This window comes from Stutzerimonas frequens (assembly GCF_024448335.1).
GTDB classification, from domain to species: Bacteria; Pseudomonadota; Gammaproteobacteria; order Pseudomonadales; family Pseudomonadaceae; genus Stutzerimonas; species Stutzerimonas frequens.
The window spans coordinates 1-15,536 of the sequence record NZ_JAMOHM010000021.1; the positions used below are offsets into that span (position 1 = coordinate 1).

A 15,536-nucleotide genomic window follows, 5' to 3' on the forward strand; every position below is an offset into this window, starting at 1 on the left:
CCAGCGCGGCGCATTCTACTCGAATCCGCCACCGATGCACCCCTTTTTTCTAGCTAACCACTTGATTTACAAGAGGTTTTGCTTGAGGACTGCGCCGGAAGTGGTGCGCATTATAGGCACCTGAAAACGGGCGTCAACCGTTTATTTTGGTTCTCGTTCGTCAAGGGAGTACCGGCCATACATTCTATGGCCCGACGAGCAAGCCATCCTTCATACGTGTGGCTTTCTTCAAACCAGTCCGGCCTGCCATTACACTATCGATCTTATCCATCCCTAGCTACGGCCTCCCATGCCCCATCCAAGTGACACCCCGTTCGACCTGCTTCTATTACCAACGTGGCTCGTTCCGGTAGAACCTGCAGGGGTCGTGCTTAGGGAGCACGGGCTCGGCATTAGAGATGGGCGCATAGTACTTATCGCTCCCCAAGCCGAAGCACTCAAATACGGGGCGAATGAGATCCGACATCTCCAAGGTATGCTGCTCGCCCCCGGCCTCATCAATGCACATGGTCACGCTGCCATGACCTTGTTTCGAGGGCTGGCCGATGATCTATCGCTGCAGCGCTGGCTGCGGGAGCATATTTGGCCGGCTGAGTCACGCTGGGTCGATGAAGACTTCGTGCGATGCGGCACCGAACTTGCGATCGCCGAGCAGCTGAAAAGCGGGGTCACGTGCTTTTCGGATATGTACTTTTACCCCAAGGTCATCAGCGAGCTTGTACACCGGCATGGGGTACGCGCGCAGATAACCATTCCCGTACTGGATTTCCCTGTTCCGGGCGCACGCGATGCAGACCAAGCACTGCGCACCGGTGTAGCTCTATTCGACGATCTCAAGCATCACCCGCGCATTTCGATCGCCTTCGGGCCACATGCCCCTTATTCGATTACGGACGACAAGCTTGAGGCGATCCGGATCCTGGTAGCGGAAATGGACGCCGGTATCCACATGCACATTCATGAAACGGCGCAAGAAGTTCAGGAAGCGTTGCGCAAGCATGGCGAGCGCCCGCTGGCGCGTCTCGCGAGGCTGCAGCTGCTCGGCCCTCGCTTTCAGGCCGTGCACATGACTCAGGTTGATGAGTCCGATATTGCACTGCTCACCGAGCACAACTGCAGTGTCATCCACTGCCCGGAATCCAACCTCAAGCTCGCTAGCGGTTTCTGCCCGATCGAGCGGTTATGGGAGGCGGGAATCAACGTAGCAGTGGGGACCGATGGCGCTGCGAGCAACAATGACCTGGACCTTCTCGGGGAAACCCGCACCGCGGCCTTGCTGGCGAAGGCTGTCGCGGGCTCCGCGACAGCTCTGGATGCCCATCGCGCGCTACGCATGGCTACCCTCAATGGCGCCCGAGCCCTGGGTATAGACGACCAGACCGGCTCTTTGGAGATCGGTAAGTTCGCAGACCTCGTTGCATTTGATCTTTCCGGTCTGAGCCAGCAACCGATATATGATCCAGTATCCCAGCTTATCTATTCCACCGGCAGAGACACGGTCCAACACGTATGGGTCGGAGGCAAGCAGCTGCTCGAGAAAGGACAACTGCTCCGAATGGATGAACAACGGATAATCACCGAGGCGTGTCGCTGGGGAGAACGCATCGCAAGTACGAACAATGGCTAAAGCCCTCGGACGGCCCCAGAGGCCAACCTACGCGACAACCTGACATAAGAATCCAGGCGGCAATTGCACCACCTTTCCAGCCGAAGCTGGCAACATGCGCATTTGCAGTTCGAACTTTTCCACAAGCCTTCTAACGGACCGGACCATGAGCAATGTCGACCACGCTGAAATCGCCAAATTCGAAGCCCTTGCCCATCGCTGGTGGGATCGTGAAAGCGAGTTCAAACCATTGCACGAGATCAATCCGCTTCGCGTGAATTGGATCGACGAACATATCTCGCTGGCAGGTAAAAAGGTCATCGACATCGGATGCGGAGGCGGCATCCTCAGCGAGGCCATGGCGCACCGTGGGGCCGAAGTCACGGGTATCGACATGGGCGAAGCCCCTCTGTCCGTTGCCCGTTTGCATCTTCTTGAGTCCGGACTCGAGATCGATTATCGGCAGATCACCGCCGAAGCCATGGCCGCAGAGGCGCCGGAGCAATTCGACGTGGTCACCTGTCTCGAGATGCTCGAACACGTACCGGACCCGGCCTCAGTCATCCGGGCCTGCGCCACACTGGTCAAACCGGGCGGCCAGGTGTTCTTCTCCACCATCAACCGCAACCCGAAAGCCTACGCGTTCGCCATCATCGGCGCGGAGTATGTGCTGCAGCTGCTTCCGCGCGGCACACATGATTTCAAGAAATTCATCCGCCCTTCCGAGCTCGGCGCCTGGAGCCGTGATGCCGGCTTGGCCGTGAAGGACATCATCGGCCTTACCTACAACCCGCTGACCAAGCACTACAAGCTGTCAGCGGACGTCGACGTAAACTACATGGTCCAGACCGTCAAGGAGTCCTGATGCGCCTGCGCGCTGTTCTGTTCGACATGGACGGTACCCTGCTCGACACCGCTCCCGATTTCATCGCCGTGGCCCAGGCCATGCGGATTGCACGCGGTCTCGAGCCCGTGCCGGATCACCAGATTCGTGACGTGGTGTCCGGTGGTGCCAGAGCCATGGTGCTCGGCGCCTTCGATGTGGACCCCATGTCGGACGAGTTCGAAGGATTGCGCCTGGAGTTTCTTGCGCGCTACCAGGAGCATTGCGCCGTGCATAGCCGCCTCTACGACGGCATGGCGGAACTACTGGACGAAATCGAGCGGTCCAACCTGCGCTGGGGTGTGGTAACCAACAAGCCGCTGCGTTTCGCCGAACCGATCATGCAGCAGCTGGGCCTCGCGTCCCGTTCCGCCGTGCTGATCTGTCCTGACCACGTCGCCAACAGCAAGCCCGACCCCGAGCCGATGCTCCTCGCGTGCAAGCAGCTCGACCTTGACCCGTCTACGGTGCTGTTCGTCGGCGATGACCTGCGCGATATCGAATCGGGCCGCGCGGCCGGCAGCAGGACCGCCGCGGTGCGCTATGGCTATATCCATCCACAAGACAACCCGAGCAACTGGGGCGCGGACGTAGTGGTGGATCACCCGCTGGATCTGCGCCAGGTCCTGGACAGCGCCCTGTGCAGCTGCTGAAGCAGCGATAGCGCCACCAACATAGAGTTATCGCTCGGCAACGGCTGCCGAGCACCCATCAATTTCGATCTACGAGGCAAACGATGTTCGAGTACTCCGCCCGCCCCGACCTCCTCGCAGGGCGCATCATTCTGGTCACCGGCGCTGGCCGTGGCATCGGCGAAGCTGCTGCCAAGGCCTACGCGGCCCACGGAGCAACCGTGCTGCTGTTGGGCAAGAATGAAGACAATCTGAATCGGGTGTACGACGAAATCGAAGCAGCCGGCCATCCGCGCCCCGCTGTCATCCCCTTCAATCTGGAGACAGCCCTGCCACATCAGTACGACGAGCTGGCAGCCATGATCGAAGGGGAGTTCGGACACCTCGACGGGCTGCTGCACAACGCTGCGATCGTTGGCCCTCGCACGCCGATCGAGCAGTTGTCCGGCGACAACTTCATGCGAGTCATGCAGGTCAATGTGAACGCGATGTTCATGCTGACCAGTACCCTGCTGCCGCTGCTCAAGCTCTCCAAGGACGCCTCAGTGATCTTCACCTCCAGCAGCGTCGGACGTAAAGGACGCGCCTATTGGGGTGCCTACGCCGTATCGAAGTTCGCCACGGAAGGACTGATGCAGGTCTTGGCCGACGAACTGGATAACACCGCACCGGTGCGTGCCAACAGCGTCAATCCGGGCGCTACCCGTACCGATATGCGCGCCAAGGCTTATCCAGGCGAGAACCCACTGGTCAATCCGTTGCCCGAAGAAATTATGCCGGTCTATCTGTACCTGATGGGCCCGGATAGCGCCGGTATCAACGGCCAGGCGCTGGACGCGCAGTGAAGCCGTGCAGCGCAGCCGGCCATCCGCTGCGCTGCAGACGGGCCGATCAGGGACGCTTGCTACGCTCGCGGCCGAACCCGGGCCGCTGACCCTCTCCGGCCGGCTTCCTCGCCGGGCCAGATGAGGGCCCGCTTCCTTCGCGGCGCTTGCCACCCTTGCGGTTATCCCCCGGACGCTCGGCGACCGGCGTTCCACGAGGCTTGTCGCTGCTCCGCGGCTTGCGCTCGCTCTTGTCGTCTCGAGCCACCCGCGTTTTTTCCGCTACAGGCGCGTCGGCCTCATGGGCCGGACGAAGGACGCGTGGCCGCCGCTCGCCCCGCCCCATTGGCTTGGCTACCTTGCGCTGCATACGGTCGATTTTCTCCTTGGCCTTGGCCTTCATGCTCGGCAGCGCGACCGGCTTGAGGCCGACCTCCTCGCTGAGAATGTCCACCTCGGCTTGCGACATCTCGCGCCAGCGCCCCATGGGCAGGTCTGACGTCATGAAAACTGGCCCGAAACGAACACGCTTCAGCCGACTGACGACCAGCCCCTGAGACTCCCAAAGCCGACGAACCTCACGGTTGCGGCCTTCCATGACCACGCAGTGATACCAATGGTTGAAGCCCTCGCCACCAGGCGCTTCCTGGATATCGGTGAAGCGCGCCGGGCCATCCTCCAGCATCACACCGGTTTTCAAGCGTTCGATCATCTCGTCGTCGACCTCGCCACGCACACGCACTGCATACTCGCGGTCCATTTCGTACGAGGGGTGCATCAGACGATTGGCAAGCTCACCGTCAGTAGTGAACAGCAGCAGCCCCGTCGTGTTGATGTCGAGCCGGCCGATATTGATCCAACGACCCTCTTTGGGACGTGGCAGGCGATCGAACACCGTAGGGCGGCCTTCGGGGTCGTTGCGGGTGCAAATCTCGCCGTCGGGCTTGTTGTAGATCAACACACGCCGCACCACCTGGCTGGCTTCGTCCCGCTTGAGCAGACGGCCATCGACCGCGATGGCGTCGTGGGAATCGACACGCTGGCCGAGTGTGGCAACCGCGCCATTGACCTTGACGCGGCCCTCGACGATCCACTTTTCGACGTCGCGACGCGACGCGATGCCCAGACGGGCAAGGACTTTCTGCAACTTCTCGCCGTGCGTGGCGTGGATCGTGGTTTCTTCGTGCTCGGTCATCTGGGCACCTCCCGGTGTGGCAATCCGATTGAAAGGGCGCGAATCATACGCGGATCGCGCCGGCTGCGCACCTCGCGGCGGCTGGACGGAGGCGCCAATTAGCACTAGGTCAGAGCGGCTAGCGCCTGCGCGGTACGCTGCTGGATGCCCGCCCAGTCCCCGCGCTCCAGCGTTGCGCTGTCGATCATCCAGGTGCCGCCGACGCACATGACGTTCGTCAGCGCCAGGTACTGAGCGGCATTGGCAGCGCTCACCCCGCCAGTCGGGCAGAACCGAACGTCCCCGAACGGTCCGCCGAGGGCCTTGAGCGCGGCGATGCCGCCACACACCTCGGCCGGGAACAGTTTGAAGCGGCGATAACCCAGCGCGTACCCTTCCATGACGTCGGACGCACTGCTCGTGCCCGGTAGCAAGGGTACCGAGCAGCTCACCCCGGCTTCGAGGATGTCGCGGGTAGAGCCCGGCGTGACGATGAACTGGGCGCCGGCCGCCTCCACTTCGTCCATCATGCGCCGGTCCAGGACGGTTCCGGCGCCGATGCAGAGGTCCGGTCGTTCCTGGCGCAACCGCTGAATAGCGGTCAGACCATGACGCGAGCGCAAGGTGATCTCCAGGGTACGGAGGCCACCCGCCGACAAGGCATCGGCAAGCCGCAGGATCTGCTCTTCGCTGCCAATGGTGATGACCGGCAGAATCCGCGCCGCAACGCAGATCTGTTCGATCAGGGCATTCTTCTGGTCCATGGTCATGCAGGAATCCTCGGGCCTCATGGGCACCAGTAGATTTCGAGCGGAGCGTGCAGGAATGCCCGGATGGGCATCTGCAATGGGTCGGCACTCAGCGCTACACGCAGGGTTTCAAGCTTTTCGCTGCCTTGAATGGCCAGACACTGCATCCTGGCGCAGGCCAGTAGAGGATAGGTCATCGTCAGGCGGGCCTCGGGTGCGACCGGCGCGTGCATAGCCACACAGCGCTCGGGACAATCCTCCCGCAGGGCGTGTGCCAAGTTGGCGCTGCCAGGGAACAGCGAAGCGGTATGGCCATCGTCGCCCATGCCGAGCACGAGCACATCGATCGGCTGATGCAATTGGTCGAGCGCCGCAGTGGCGAGGTCCGCAGCCTGCTCGAGCGAGTCGGCGGACTGGTAGAGACCGATCAACCGGGCGGCGTTCGCGGCATTCTGCAGCAGGTGGCGCCGCAGCAGGCCTTCGTTGCTGGCCGGATCGGTTGGCGAGACCCAGCGCTCGTCGGCCAGGCTGACCTGAATCTTCGCCCAGTCCAGCTCTCGCCGCGACAGGGACTCGAAGAACGCAACCGGGCTGCGCCCGCCGGATACCACCAGACTTGCGACGCCGTGTGTCTGCACCGCATAGCGCAGCGCCTTGGCCACGCTGTCGGCCATTAGTTCGGCCTGCCGCTGCGCGTCGGCCGAGCTGTGAGCGACCACTCCGGTGGGTAAATCGAGCTCAGAGATCGCCATACCACGCCCTCCCATCACGTGTAATGAGCGCTATCGAAGCGACCGGCCCCCAGGAGCCGGCTGGATAGAGCTTGAGCTCTGCACCGAGCCGACTCCAGCCTTCGATGAGCTGATCGCACCATTGCCAGGCATATTCGATTTCGTCCCTGCGCACAAACAGATTCTGGTTGCCCTGCATGACTTCGAGCAACAAACGCTCATAGGCGTCGGGAATGCGCGCGCTCTTATAAGTTTCAGAGAAATTCAACTGCAGCGGGCCGCTGCGCAAGTGCATTCCCTTGTCGAGCCCCTGCTCCTTGGTCATCACCTGCAGAGATATACCCTCGTCTGGCTGCAGGCGAATGATCAGGCGATTGCTGATCAACGAGCGCTGTTCGGGCGCAAAGATATAAAAAGGCGGCTCCTTGAAGTGGATGACGATCTGCGACAGCTTCTGCGCCATGCGCTTGCCGGTACGCAGGTAGAACGGCACGCCGGACCATCGCCAGTTGCAGATGTCTGCTCGCAACGCGACGAAGGTTTCCGTGCTGCTCTGGGCATTGGAATTCTCCTCGTCCAGATAACCCGGCACCCTCTCGCCGCCAACGTTACCGGCCGCATACTGTCCGCGCACTACTCGCTGATGAATCGCTTCGGCGGTGATGGGCGCGAGCGCCTTGAGCACCTTCACTTTCTCGTCACGGATGCTGTCAGCGGTGAGATTGCTCGGCGGGTCCATGGCAATCAGGCAGAGCAGCTGCAGCAAGTGGTTCTGCACCATGTCGCGCAGCTGACCGGCCTGATCGAAGTATCCCCAGCGCCCCTCAATGCCAACAGTTTCGGCGACAGTGATCTCCACATGGGAAATGTGGTGTTGGTCCCACTGCGTTTCGAACAGGCTGTTGGCAAATCGCAATGCGATCAGGTTCTGTACGGTTTCCTTGCCAAGATAATGATCGATTCGATAGATCCGGCTTTCGGGAAAGTGCTCGGCCACCGCGTCGTTGACGGTGCGCGAGGACTCGAGGTCATGCCCGATGGGCTTTTCCAGCACGACCCGCGTCTGCTCGGCAAGCCCGGCCGAGGCAAGGAACCGGCAGATATCGCCATAAACGGCAGCCGGCGTAGCGAAATAGGCAATGAGCGGCTGGCCGGCCGGTACGCTCTCAGCCAGCACCCTGTAGCCCTCGCCTTGGCGAAAGTCCATACCCAGGTAGCGCAAGCGCTGCCCGAAGCGTTCGAATGCTCGCTCATCGACTTCATTGGCTGGAATGCGCGCCCGCAGCGCCTGCTCTATACGCGACTTGTGCGCCGACGGGTCGGCGCTCTCGCGCGATAGCGCCACTATTTGCGTATCGGCGTGCAACAGACCGGCACGATCCAGCTGATACAACGCCGGAAATAACTTGCGCAGCGCCAGATCTCCCAGGGCGCCGAACAAAGCGAATGTGATGGGCTCGACGGTGATGCCAGGCATGATCCGCTCGCTTGAATGCAGGTGTCCGGTGAGCGCGGATTGCGCACTGCGTCGAACCGGCGGGCGCGCATGATGAACGCAGACCGCACCAGAATCAGACGCCATACTGAACAGACCACTGACACAAGCAAATGCTCAGCGCGAGACGTGTTTTCACCGTCTTATCGGACGTACTGCTCTGCAGGTTCCGATCTTCCGGACAATCAGCTGCGATTCAATCGTGCTCGAAACAGCGCCTGATGCTCGCGGCATTGCTGGGCTGCCAGCAGAAACACGCCATGCCCGCCACGAGCGAATTCCAGCCAGGTGAAATCCACTTCGGGATACAGCGCCTGGACATGAACCTGGCTGTTGCCGACCTCCGCGATAAGCACGCCGTCATCGGTCAGGTGGTCGGCGGCCTCAGCGAGCATACGGCGCACCAGATCCAAACCATCCTCCCCACAAGCCAAGCCGAGCGCAGGTTCATGCTGGAACTCAGCTGGCATGTCGGCGAAGTCTTCGGCATCGACATAGGGAGGATTCGAGACAATCAGATCGAAGCGCTGCTTGGGCAGACCGTCGAACCCGTCGCTCTGAACGGTATAAACCCTATCTTCGAGGCCATGCTGCTCAATGTTGCGGTTCGCCACTTCCAGCGCATCAAACGACAGATCAGCGAGAACCACCTCTGCCTCGAGAAATTCATAGGCGCAGGCGATGCCGATGCACCCCGATCCTGTACACAGGTCGAGTATCCGCGCAGGCGTCTTGGGCAACCATGGCTCGAAGCGATGCTCGATGAGTTCGCCAATGGGGGATCGTGGAATGAGCACGCGCTCATCCACGAAGAACGGCAGTCCGCAAAACCACGCCTGTTGCAACAGATAGGCAGTCGGCACGCGCTCATCGATCCGCCGACGCAGCAAGTTCTGTAGGTGTTCGCACTCATCCGCTTCCAGGCGACAGTCCAGATAGCTGTCAGACATCTCCCACGGCAGATGAAGTGCACCCAGAACCAGCTGACGCGCGTCGTCCCAGGCGTTGTCAGTGCCGTGACCGAAGAACAGTTGCTCCGCCTGGAATCGACTGACGGCCCAGCGGATGTAGTCGCGCAGGGTGCGCAAGCGGGAAAGCGAAGCGGTCAAGAGCGAATCTCCTGTAAAAGGACGCGAGTTTAACAGGCAACCGGAAATGCCAACCACGTGTGCGATCGTCTGCGGGGTGGCGACACCCAAACTTGCGCATTTGTAAATGCGCGATTCGTTTCATGCGCACACGGCCGGTGCGCATTACTCTGCCTGCCCACGTGAAGATGTACCGCGCCTCGGCAATCGACGCGCATGTATCGTCTCGTTCGGCTCGAGGCCAGCGAAACACGGCGCAGGCGGTTCACAACCGGCCATTCTGGCGCCACAATCACCCCCCTCACAGTACAAGGAGTCGACAATGACCAAGCCACAGACCATGCTCCAGCTCAGTGGCCGCAGCTATAATCCGGCGGCGCTGACAAACGCCACCGTGCTGGTCATCGACGTACAGGAGGAGTACCGCAGCGGCGTGCTCGCCCTGCCAGCCCTGAACCGGGCATTGCCGGAGATTACTCGCCTGCTGGCGGCCGCAAGGGAGGCCGGCGCACCGATCGTCCATGTACATCACCTGGGCATTAGCGGCGGCCTGTTCGATCCGCAGGGCTTTCGTGGGCAGATCATGCCCGAAGCCGCGCCCCAGCCCGGCGAATCCATCGTGGCAAAACGACTGCCCAATGCGTTCTCCGGCACCGAGCTGCACGAACTGCTGCAGAAGCTCGGGCGGCTCGATCTGATCGTGTGTGGATTCATGACTCACTCAAGCGTGAGTACCACTGTACGGGCGGCAAAGGACTATGGCTATCGCTGCACCTTGGTTGACAGTGCCTGCGCCACGCGTGATCTACCGATGGGCGATGGCAGCATCGATGCCGACCAGGTCCACCGCATCGAAATGACGATCCTTGCGGACAATTTCGCCGTTTGCGTTCCGAATGTCGACGCGCTGAAGCGCTGACTTGCATCGCTCGGTTCGGAGGCTCCATGCAAGACGACGACTTCTCTCTTTTCCAATCGGCGGTCCGCGGAGTCAGGCCGATCAAGCACGACCGTGCTGAAACAGGTAAAGCGCGCAGCAACCGCGAGCAAATTGCGACTCGTCGCAGCAATGCCACGACCAACAATGAAACGAATCGAGTCGACGGCCTTTCCGACCAGTTCGTCATAGACGTTGGCGCAGAGGATGAGCTGTACTGGGCTCGAGATGGCGTTCAGGACAGCCAGTTGCGCAAACTGAAGGCGGGCCAGATCCCGTTCGAAGGCAGCCTGGACCTGCATGGCATGAGCGTGGAAAAAGCCCGCGAACAGCTCTGGGATTTCATAGCCGAAGCCACGAAGCTCGAGGTTCGTTGCGTGCGCGTGACGCATGGTAAGGCGGCCAGACTCGACGGCAAACGTCCCCTGCTCAAGAGTCACGTCAACACCTGGCTTCGGCAGCACCCACAAGTGCTGGGCTTCACGTCCTGCCTGCCGCGCCACGGTGGGACTGGAGCACTTTACGTGATGCTCAAGCGCACCATGCTCGAAGGCCGCGACGAATAAAGCGTGCAGATCAGTCACCTGACTACGCGGCACACTTGCCAGCGGGGCGGGCGCACCCTACCCTTCGCCTTCGCTATGTACCCGACAGGTAGCTCAATGTCCCTGGAACAACACTACACCGCGATCCTTGGCCAGCTTGGCGAGGACGTTAACCGCGAAGGCCTGCTCGACACGCCCAAGCGCGCCGCCAAAGCCATGCAGTACCTGTGCAAGGGCTACCAGCAGACGCTGGAGGAAGTGACCAACGGCGCACTGTTCAGCTCCGATAACAGCGAAATGGTGCTGGTCAAGAACATCGAGCTGTATTCACTTTGCGAACATCACATGCTGCCGTTCATCGGCAAGGCGCATGTCGCGTATCTGCCCAATGGCAAAGTGCTCGGCCTGTCGAAGGTCGCGCGGATTGTCGAGATGTACGCGCGCAGGCTGCAGATTCAGGAAAACCTGACCCGCGAGATCGCCGAAGCGATGCAGCAGGTCACCGGAGCCTCCGGCGTTGCCGTGGTCATCGAGGCCCAGCACATGTGCATGATGATGCGCGGCGTCGAGAAGCAGAACTCGTCCATGGTCACCTCGGTGATGCTGGGCCAATTCCGCGACAATGCCGCTACTCGCAGCGAGTTTCTCGGGCTGGTGAAGTGACGCGATAAAGAGACAGGGCCTTCACGGCCCTGCTCTGTCTTCAGTCAATCGTACATGCCGACATGCCGTGGATGGCTCGCAACGCGCTGCAGCCACTGGCGAATCGCAGGATATCCGCCCAGATCAAAGCCGCCTTCTTCCGCGACATGGGTGTACGCGTAGAGCGCAACGTCGGCGATCGAATAGTGGTCTCCCACCAGATAAGGCGTGCGCAGCAGCTGCTGCTCCATCACGTTGAGTGCATGATAGCCGTCGAGTTGCTTGGCCTCGTATTCCTCGCGTCGCTCCTCCGGCATACCCAGATAGACCTTGATGTACCGCGCCACGGCGATGAACGGCTCGTGGCTGTACTGCTCGAAGAACTGCCACTGCAGCACCTGGGTGCGCAGGCGCGGATCGGTCGGCAGGAACTCGCTACCCTCTGCCAGGTAATTCAGGATGGCGTTGGACTCCCATAGACAGGAGCCATCCTCAAGCTCCAGCACTGGGATCTTGCCGTTCGGATTCTTCTTGAGGAAATCCTCCGAGCGCGTCTCGCCTCGAAGGATGTTAATCGGAACCCACTCGTACGGCTGGCTCAGCAGGTGCAGCATCAGCTTGATCTTGTAGCAATTACCTGACCGGTAATCGCCATAGACTTTCAACATGGTCTCCCCTCCCGATCGACCCGCGGCGCGGGTCAGCAATTACTCCTCAAGCAGCTTCCAGCGCACCGGCGTCGCGAATGACCTGCGCCAACCTGCGCAGCCCCTCGCCCATGCGCTCGGCCGCGACATGGCTGAAGTTCAGCCGCAGGTAACCGGGATTCGCATCCGGGTCGACGAAGAAGGGCTCGCCGGGCATGAAAACGACGTCTTCGGCCAGCGCCTGATTGAGCAGCGTCCGCGTGTCCAGCGGCTGCTTGAGGGTCAACCAGAAGAACAGCCCGCCCTGCGGCAGCTCCCAGGTCGCCAGATCACGGAAGTGCTCGTCCAGCGCCTCCTGCATGGCATCGCGGCGGACTCGGTAGAACTCGCGCAACCGTTCGAGATGCGCCAGGTAACGGTCGCTGCCCAGCCATTGCAGGGCCTGCCATTGCCCGACCCGATTGCTATGCAGGTCGGCCGACTGCTTCAGGCGCAGCAGATAAGGAAACAGGTCCGCAGATGCGATCAGGTAACCAACCCGCAGGCCGGGCAGCAGTGTCTTGGAAACCGTGCCTGTATATATCCAGCTGGCCCGCTTGAGGCGCGACACGATGGGCCTGGCGCTACCCTGATCGAACACCAGCTCACGGTACGGCTCGTCCTCCAGCAAGGTCACTCCGAACTCATCCAGCAAACCGGCAACCGCCTCACGTTTGGCTTCGCTGTAACGCACCGCAGAAGGATTCTGGAAAGTCGGAATCAGGTAAGCGAAAGCTGGCGCATGCTGCTCCAGGGTGTCACGCAATGCCGCGAGGTCCGGTCCATCAGCCTCTTGTGGAACGGCCAGGCACTGAGCGCCGAACAGCTGGAACGATTGCAGCGCGGCAAGGTAAGTCGGCGCCTCGACCAGAACCTCGGTGCCCGCGTCGATGAACAGCTTCGAGGCGAGATCCAGCGTCTGCTGCGACCCGCTGACGATCAGCACCTGGCTGGCCTCGCAAGGCACGCCCAAGGCCCGGGCCTGGGCGGCGATCGCTTCGCGAAGTGCAGGCTCGCCTTCGCTCATCCCGTACTGCCCCATGCTTGCAGGTAGTTCGGTCCAATCCACTGCAGGCAACATCGCCTCAGCCGGCAACCCACCGGCGAAGGACATCACTTCAGGACGCTGGGCTGCAGCGAGAATTTCACGAATCAGGGAGCTTTTCAGGCGAGTAATGCGTTCGGAGAAGGCCATTTCCATACCAGGTGCGAGGCGTTGCAAAATAAGTCAAACTTCTTGACCGAAATTACGCCTCTCATAATAAATACGTCAATATGCCTGACCTAAAAAAAAGCGCCGTGCAGCGCCAGATAATGGAAAGCTTCTTTCTCGGCTATCAGGCTTTCACGGCAAAGCCTGACGAGATGCTGGCCCGTCGCGGCCTGTCCCGCGTGCACCACCGCATCCTGTTCTTTATCGCCAGCTATCCCGACCTGAGCGTCAAGGAACTGCTGAGCTACCTGGGCGTTACCAAGCAGGCGCTGAACACACCGTTGCGCCAGCTGATCGAAATGCATCTGGTGGAAAGCCTCACGGCGGAGGACGACAAGCGCAAACGCATGCTGCGCTTCACCGCCGAGGGAGCGAAGCTCGAGCAAGCACTGCGCCGGGAACAGGTCAGACTGCTGCAACGCGCCTTCGATGATGCAGGGGAACAAGCGGTGGACGGCTGGCTCGCGGTCAACCAGGCGCTCGCTGTGGAAAAGGCCAGGGGCTGATAACCCTCGCAGCGCCGGGGGCTTCACTTCGCCAGAACCGCGGGCACAAAAAAGGGCGACCGAAGTCGCCCTTTTTTCATGAAGAACCCGAACTTAGTTCTGGTTTTCCATCTGAGCACGGATCAGATCACCAATGGTGGTCGGGCCGGTGCTTTCAACTTCCTGCTTAGTGCGCAGCTCTTTCATCGCGTCCTTCTCGTCTTCGACGTCTTTGGACTTGATGGACAGGCTGATCACGCGGGACTTGCGGTCGATGCTGATGATCTTGGCTTCAACTTCGTCGCCTTCCTTCAGCACGTTGCGCGCATCTTCAACACGGTCGCGGCTGATTTCGGACGCCTTCAGGGTCGCTTCGATATCGTTGCCCAGATCGATGATGGCGCCTTTGGCGTCAACTTCTTTCACGGTACCGCGAACGATGCTGCCCTTGTCATTGACGGCGGCGTAGTTGGAGAACGGATCGTCTTCCAGCTGCTTGATGCCCAGGGAGATACGCTCACGCTCCGGATCGACCGACAGGATGACGGTGTCCAGCTCATCGCCCTTCTTGAAGCGGCGAACGGCTTCTTCACCCGGCTCGTTCCAGGAGATGTCGGACAGGTGAACCAGACCGTCGATGCCGCCATCCAGACCGATGAAGATACCGAAATCGGTGATCGACTTGATGGTGCCGGAGATACGGTCGCCCTTGTTGAACTGGCTGGAGAAATCTTCCCACGGGTTGGATTTGCACTGCTTGATGCCCAGGGAGATACGACGACGCTCTTCGTCGATGTCCAGAACCATGACTTCCACTTCGTCGCCGACCTGAACGACCTTCGACGGGTGAATGTTCTTGTTGGTCCAGTCCATTTCGGAAACGTGCACCAGACCTTCGACACCTTCTTCCAGCTCGGCGAAGCAGCCGTAGTCGGTCAGATTGGTGACGCGGGCCTGCACGCGGGTGCCTTCCGGGTAACGAGCCTTGATGGCAACCCATGGGTCTTCGCCCAGTTGCTTCAGGCCCAGCGATACGCGGTTGCGCTCGCGGTCGAACTTCAGCACCTTGACATCGATCTCGTCGCCAACGTTGACGATCTCGGACGGATGCTTGATGCGCTTCCAGGCCATGTCGGTGATGTGCAGCAGACCATCGACGCCGCCCAGGTCAACGAACGCACCGTAGTCGGTGAGGTTCTTGACGATACCCTTGACCTGCTGGCCTTCCTGCAGGGATTCCAGCAGAGCTTCGCGCTCGGCGCTGTTCTCGGCTTCCAGCACGCTGCGACGGGAAACGACAACGTTGTTGCGCTTCTGATCGAGCTTGATGACCTTGAACTCGAGCTCTTTGCCTTCCAGGTGAGTGGTGTCGCGCACAGGGCGGACATCGACCAGCGAACCCGGCAGGAACGCGCGGATGCCGTTGACGTCGACGGTGAAGCCACCTTTGACCTTGCCGTTGATGACGCCCTTGACCACTTCTTCTGCAGCGAAAGCCGCTTCCAGAACAATCCAGGATTCCGCGCGCTTGGCCTTTTCACGGGACAGCTTGGTTTCGCCAAAGCCATCTTCAACCGCGTCCAGAGCAACGTGGACCTCGTCACCCACCTTGATGGTCAGCTCGCCCTGCTCGTTGTAGAACTGCTCGACCGGGATGACGCCCTCGGACTTGAGGCCGGCATGCACGGTGACCCAGTCACCGTCGATGTCGACCACGATGCCGGTGATGATGGCGCCCGGCTGCATGTCGAGGGATTTAAGGCTTTCTTCAAAAAGTTCTGCGAAGCTTTCGCTCATGTTGATTCCTGCTGTTTTCGGGCGAGGATCCGCCCAATCTCCACATTCC

Annotated in this window: 16 protein-coding genes; 8 read left to right on the forward strand and 8 right to left on the reverse strand. The window is 60.7% G+C overall.

Going from position 1 to position 15,536, the window contains the following annotated elements; genetic code table 11:
- The first annotated feature begins 289 nt into the window (after positions 1-289).
- The 4 genes from NAO55_RS20160 to NAO55_RS20175 all read left to right on the forward strand — a co-directional run bounded on the left by NAO55_RS20160 (position 290) and on the right by NAO55_RS20175 (position 3,966).
- Entirely contained in the window at positions 290-1,627 is a 1,338-nt protein-coding gene (locus NAO55_RS20160; RefSeq protein ID WP_102840379.1) for a TRZ/ATZ family hydrolase, read from the forward strand.
- A 145-nt stretch (positions 1,628-1,772) separates the two neighbouring features.
- Positions 1,773-2,471 carry a bifunctional 2-polyprenyl-6-hydroxyphenol methylase/3-demethylubiquinol 3-O-methyltransferase UbiG gene (ubiG, locus tag NAO55_RS20165; protein ID WP_102840378.1) on the forward strand — a complete coding sequence of 233 codons (699 nt, stop codon included), beginning with the start codon at positions 1,773-1,775 and terminating at the stop codon, positions 2,469-2,471.
- Positions 2,471-3,142 (forward strand): N-acetylmuramic acid 6-phosphate phosphatase MupP, encoded by a 672-nt coding sequence (gene mupP / locus NAO55_RS20170; protein WP_102840377.1) that lies wholly within the window; start codon positions 2,471-2,473, stop codon positions 3,140-3,142. Before ubiG ends, mupP begins: the two co-directional genes overlap by 1 nt.
- Positions 3,143-3,225: 83 nt before the next feature.
- Positions 3,226-3,966: a YciK family oxidoreductase gene (locus NAO55_RS20175; RefSeq protein WP_102840376.1), complete on the forward strand. Its 741-nt coding sequence runs from the start codon at positions 3,226-3,228 to the stop codon at positions 3,964-3,966.
- A 46-nt stretch (positions 3,967-4,012) separates the two neighbouring features.
- Here NAO55_RS20175 and rluB read toward each other — a convergent pair whose 3' ends face one another.
- The 5 genes from rluB to prmB form a co-directional block, all read right to left on the reverse strand.
- A complete protein-coding gene (gene rluB / locus NAO55_RS20180; protein ID WP_102840375.1) occupies positions 4,013-5,140 on the reverse strand; it encodes a 23S rRNA pseudouridine(2605) synthase RluB in 1,128 nt (375 codons plus the stop codon).
- Between the two features lie 104 nt (positions 5,141-5,244).
- Positions 5,245-5,889, reverse strand: a complete 645-nt coding sequence (locus tag NAO55_RS20185) for a bifunctional 4-hydroxy-2-oxoglutarate aldolase/2-dehydro-3-deoxy-phosphogluconate aldolase (RefSeq protein WP_102840374.1) — start codon at positions 5,887-5,889, stop codon at positions 5,245-5,247.
- 17 nt (positions 5,890-5,906) lie between these two features.
- Entirely contained in the window at positions 5,907-6,620 is a 714-nt protein-coding gene (gene pgl / locus NAO55_RS20190; protein WP_102840373.1) for a 6-phosphogluconolactonase, read from the reverse strand.
- The gene (gene zwf / locus NAO55_RS20195; RefSeq protein WP_102840372.1) at positions 6,607-8,076 is read right to left on the reverse strand and encodes a glucose-6-phosphate dehydrogenase; all 1,470 of its coding nucleotides are present in this window, start codon (positions 8,074-8,076) and stop codon (positions 6,607-6,609) included. The genes pgl and zwf overlap by 14 nt, the downstream gene beginning before the upstream one ends.
- A gap of 203 nt (positions 8,077-8,279) precedes the next feature.
- Positions 8,280-9,203, reverse strand: a complete 924-nt coding sequence (gene prmB, locus NAO55_RS20200; RefSeq protein WP_102840371.1) for a 50S ribosomal protein L3 N(5)-glutamine methyltransferase — start codon at positions 9,201-9,203, stop codon at positions 8,280-8,282.
- Between the two features lie 301 nt (positions 9,204-9,504).
- Here prmB and NAO55_RS20205 point away from each other — a divergent pair, with 301 nt between their 5' ends.
- The 3 genes from NAO55_RS20205 (at position 9,505) to folE (ending at position 11,327) form a co-directional block, all read left to right on the forward strand.
- Positions 9,505-10,101: a cysteine hydrolase family protein gene (locus tag NAO55_RS20205; protein ID WP_063541061.1), complete on the forward strand. Its 597-nt coding sequence runs from the start codon at positions 9,505-9,507 to the stop codon at positions 10,099-10,101.
- 26 nt (positions 10,102-10,127) lie between these two features.
- Positions 10,128-10,685: a Smr/MutS family protein gene (locus NAO55_RS20210; protein WP_102840370.1), complete on the forward strand. Its 558-nt coding sequence runs from the start codon at positions 10,128-10,130 to the stop codon at positions 10,683-10,685.
- 96 nt (positions 10,686-10,781) lie between these two features.
- The gene (gene folE / locus NAO55_RS20215) at positions 10,782-11,327 is read left to right on the forward strand and encodes a GTP cyclohydrolase I FolE (RefSeq protein ID WP_063541059.1); all 546 of its coding nucleotides are present in this window, start codon (positions 10,782-10,784) and stop codon (positions 11,325-11,327) included.
- 44 nt (positions 11,328-11,371) lie between these two features.
- On the opposite strand, the gene NAO55_RS20220 is transcribed toward folE, so the two are convergent.
- Complete coding sequence (locus NAO55_RS20220; protein WP_063541058.1) at positions 11,372-11,974, reverse strand: glutathione S-transferase family protein; 603 nt, start codon at positions 11,972-11,974, stop codon at positions 11,372-11,374.
- Between the two features lie 46 nt (positions 11,975-12,020).
- Complete coding sequence (locus tag NAO55_RS20225) at positions 12,021-13,187, reverse strand: aminotransferase-like domain-containing protein (RefSeq protein WP_102840413.1); 1,167 nt, start codon at positions 13,185-13,187, stop codon at positions 12,021-12,023.
- A gap of 80 nt (positions 13,188-13,267) precedes the next feature.
- Between NAO55_RS20225 and NAO55_RS20230 the strand changes: the two genes are divergently transcribed.
- The gene (locus NAO55_RS20230) at positions 13,268-13,711 is read left to right on the forward strand and encodes a MarR family winged helix-turn-helix transcriptional regulator (protein WP_063541057.1); all 444 of its coding nucleotides are present in this window, start codon (positions 13,268-13,270) and stop codon (positions 13,709-13,711) included.
- Positions 13,712-13,804: 93 nt separating this feature from the next.
- On the opposite strand, the gene rpsA is transcribed toward NAO55_RS20230, so the two are convergent.
- Positions 13,805-15,487, reverse strand: coding sequence for a 30S ribosomal protein S1 (rpsA, locus tag NAO55_RS20235; RefSeq protein ID WP_063541056.1), 1,683 nt, complete (start codon positions 15,485-15,487; stop codon positions 13,805-13,807).
- Positions 15,488-15,536: the final 49 nt, after the last annotated feature.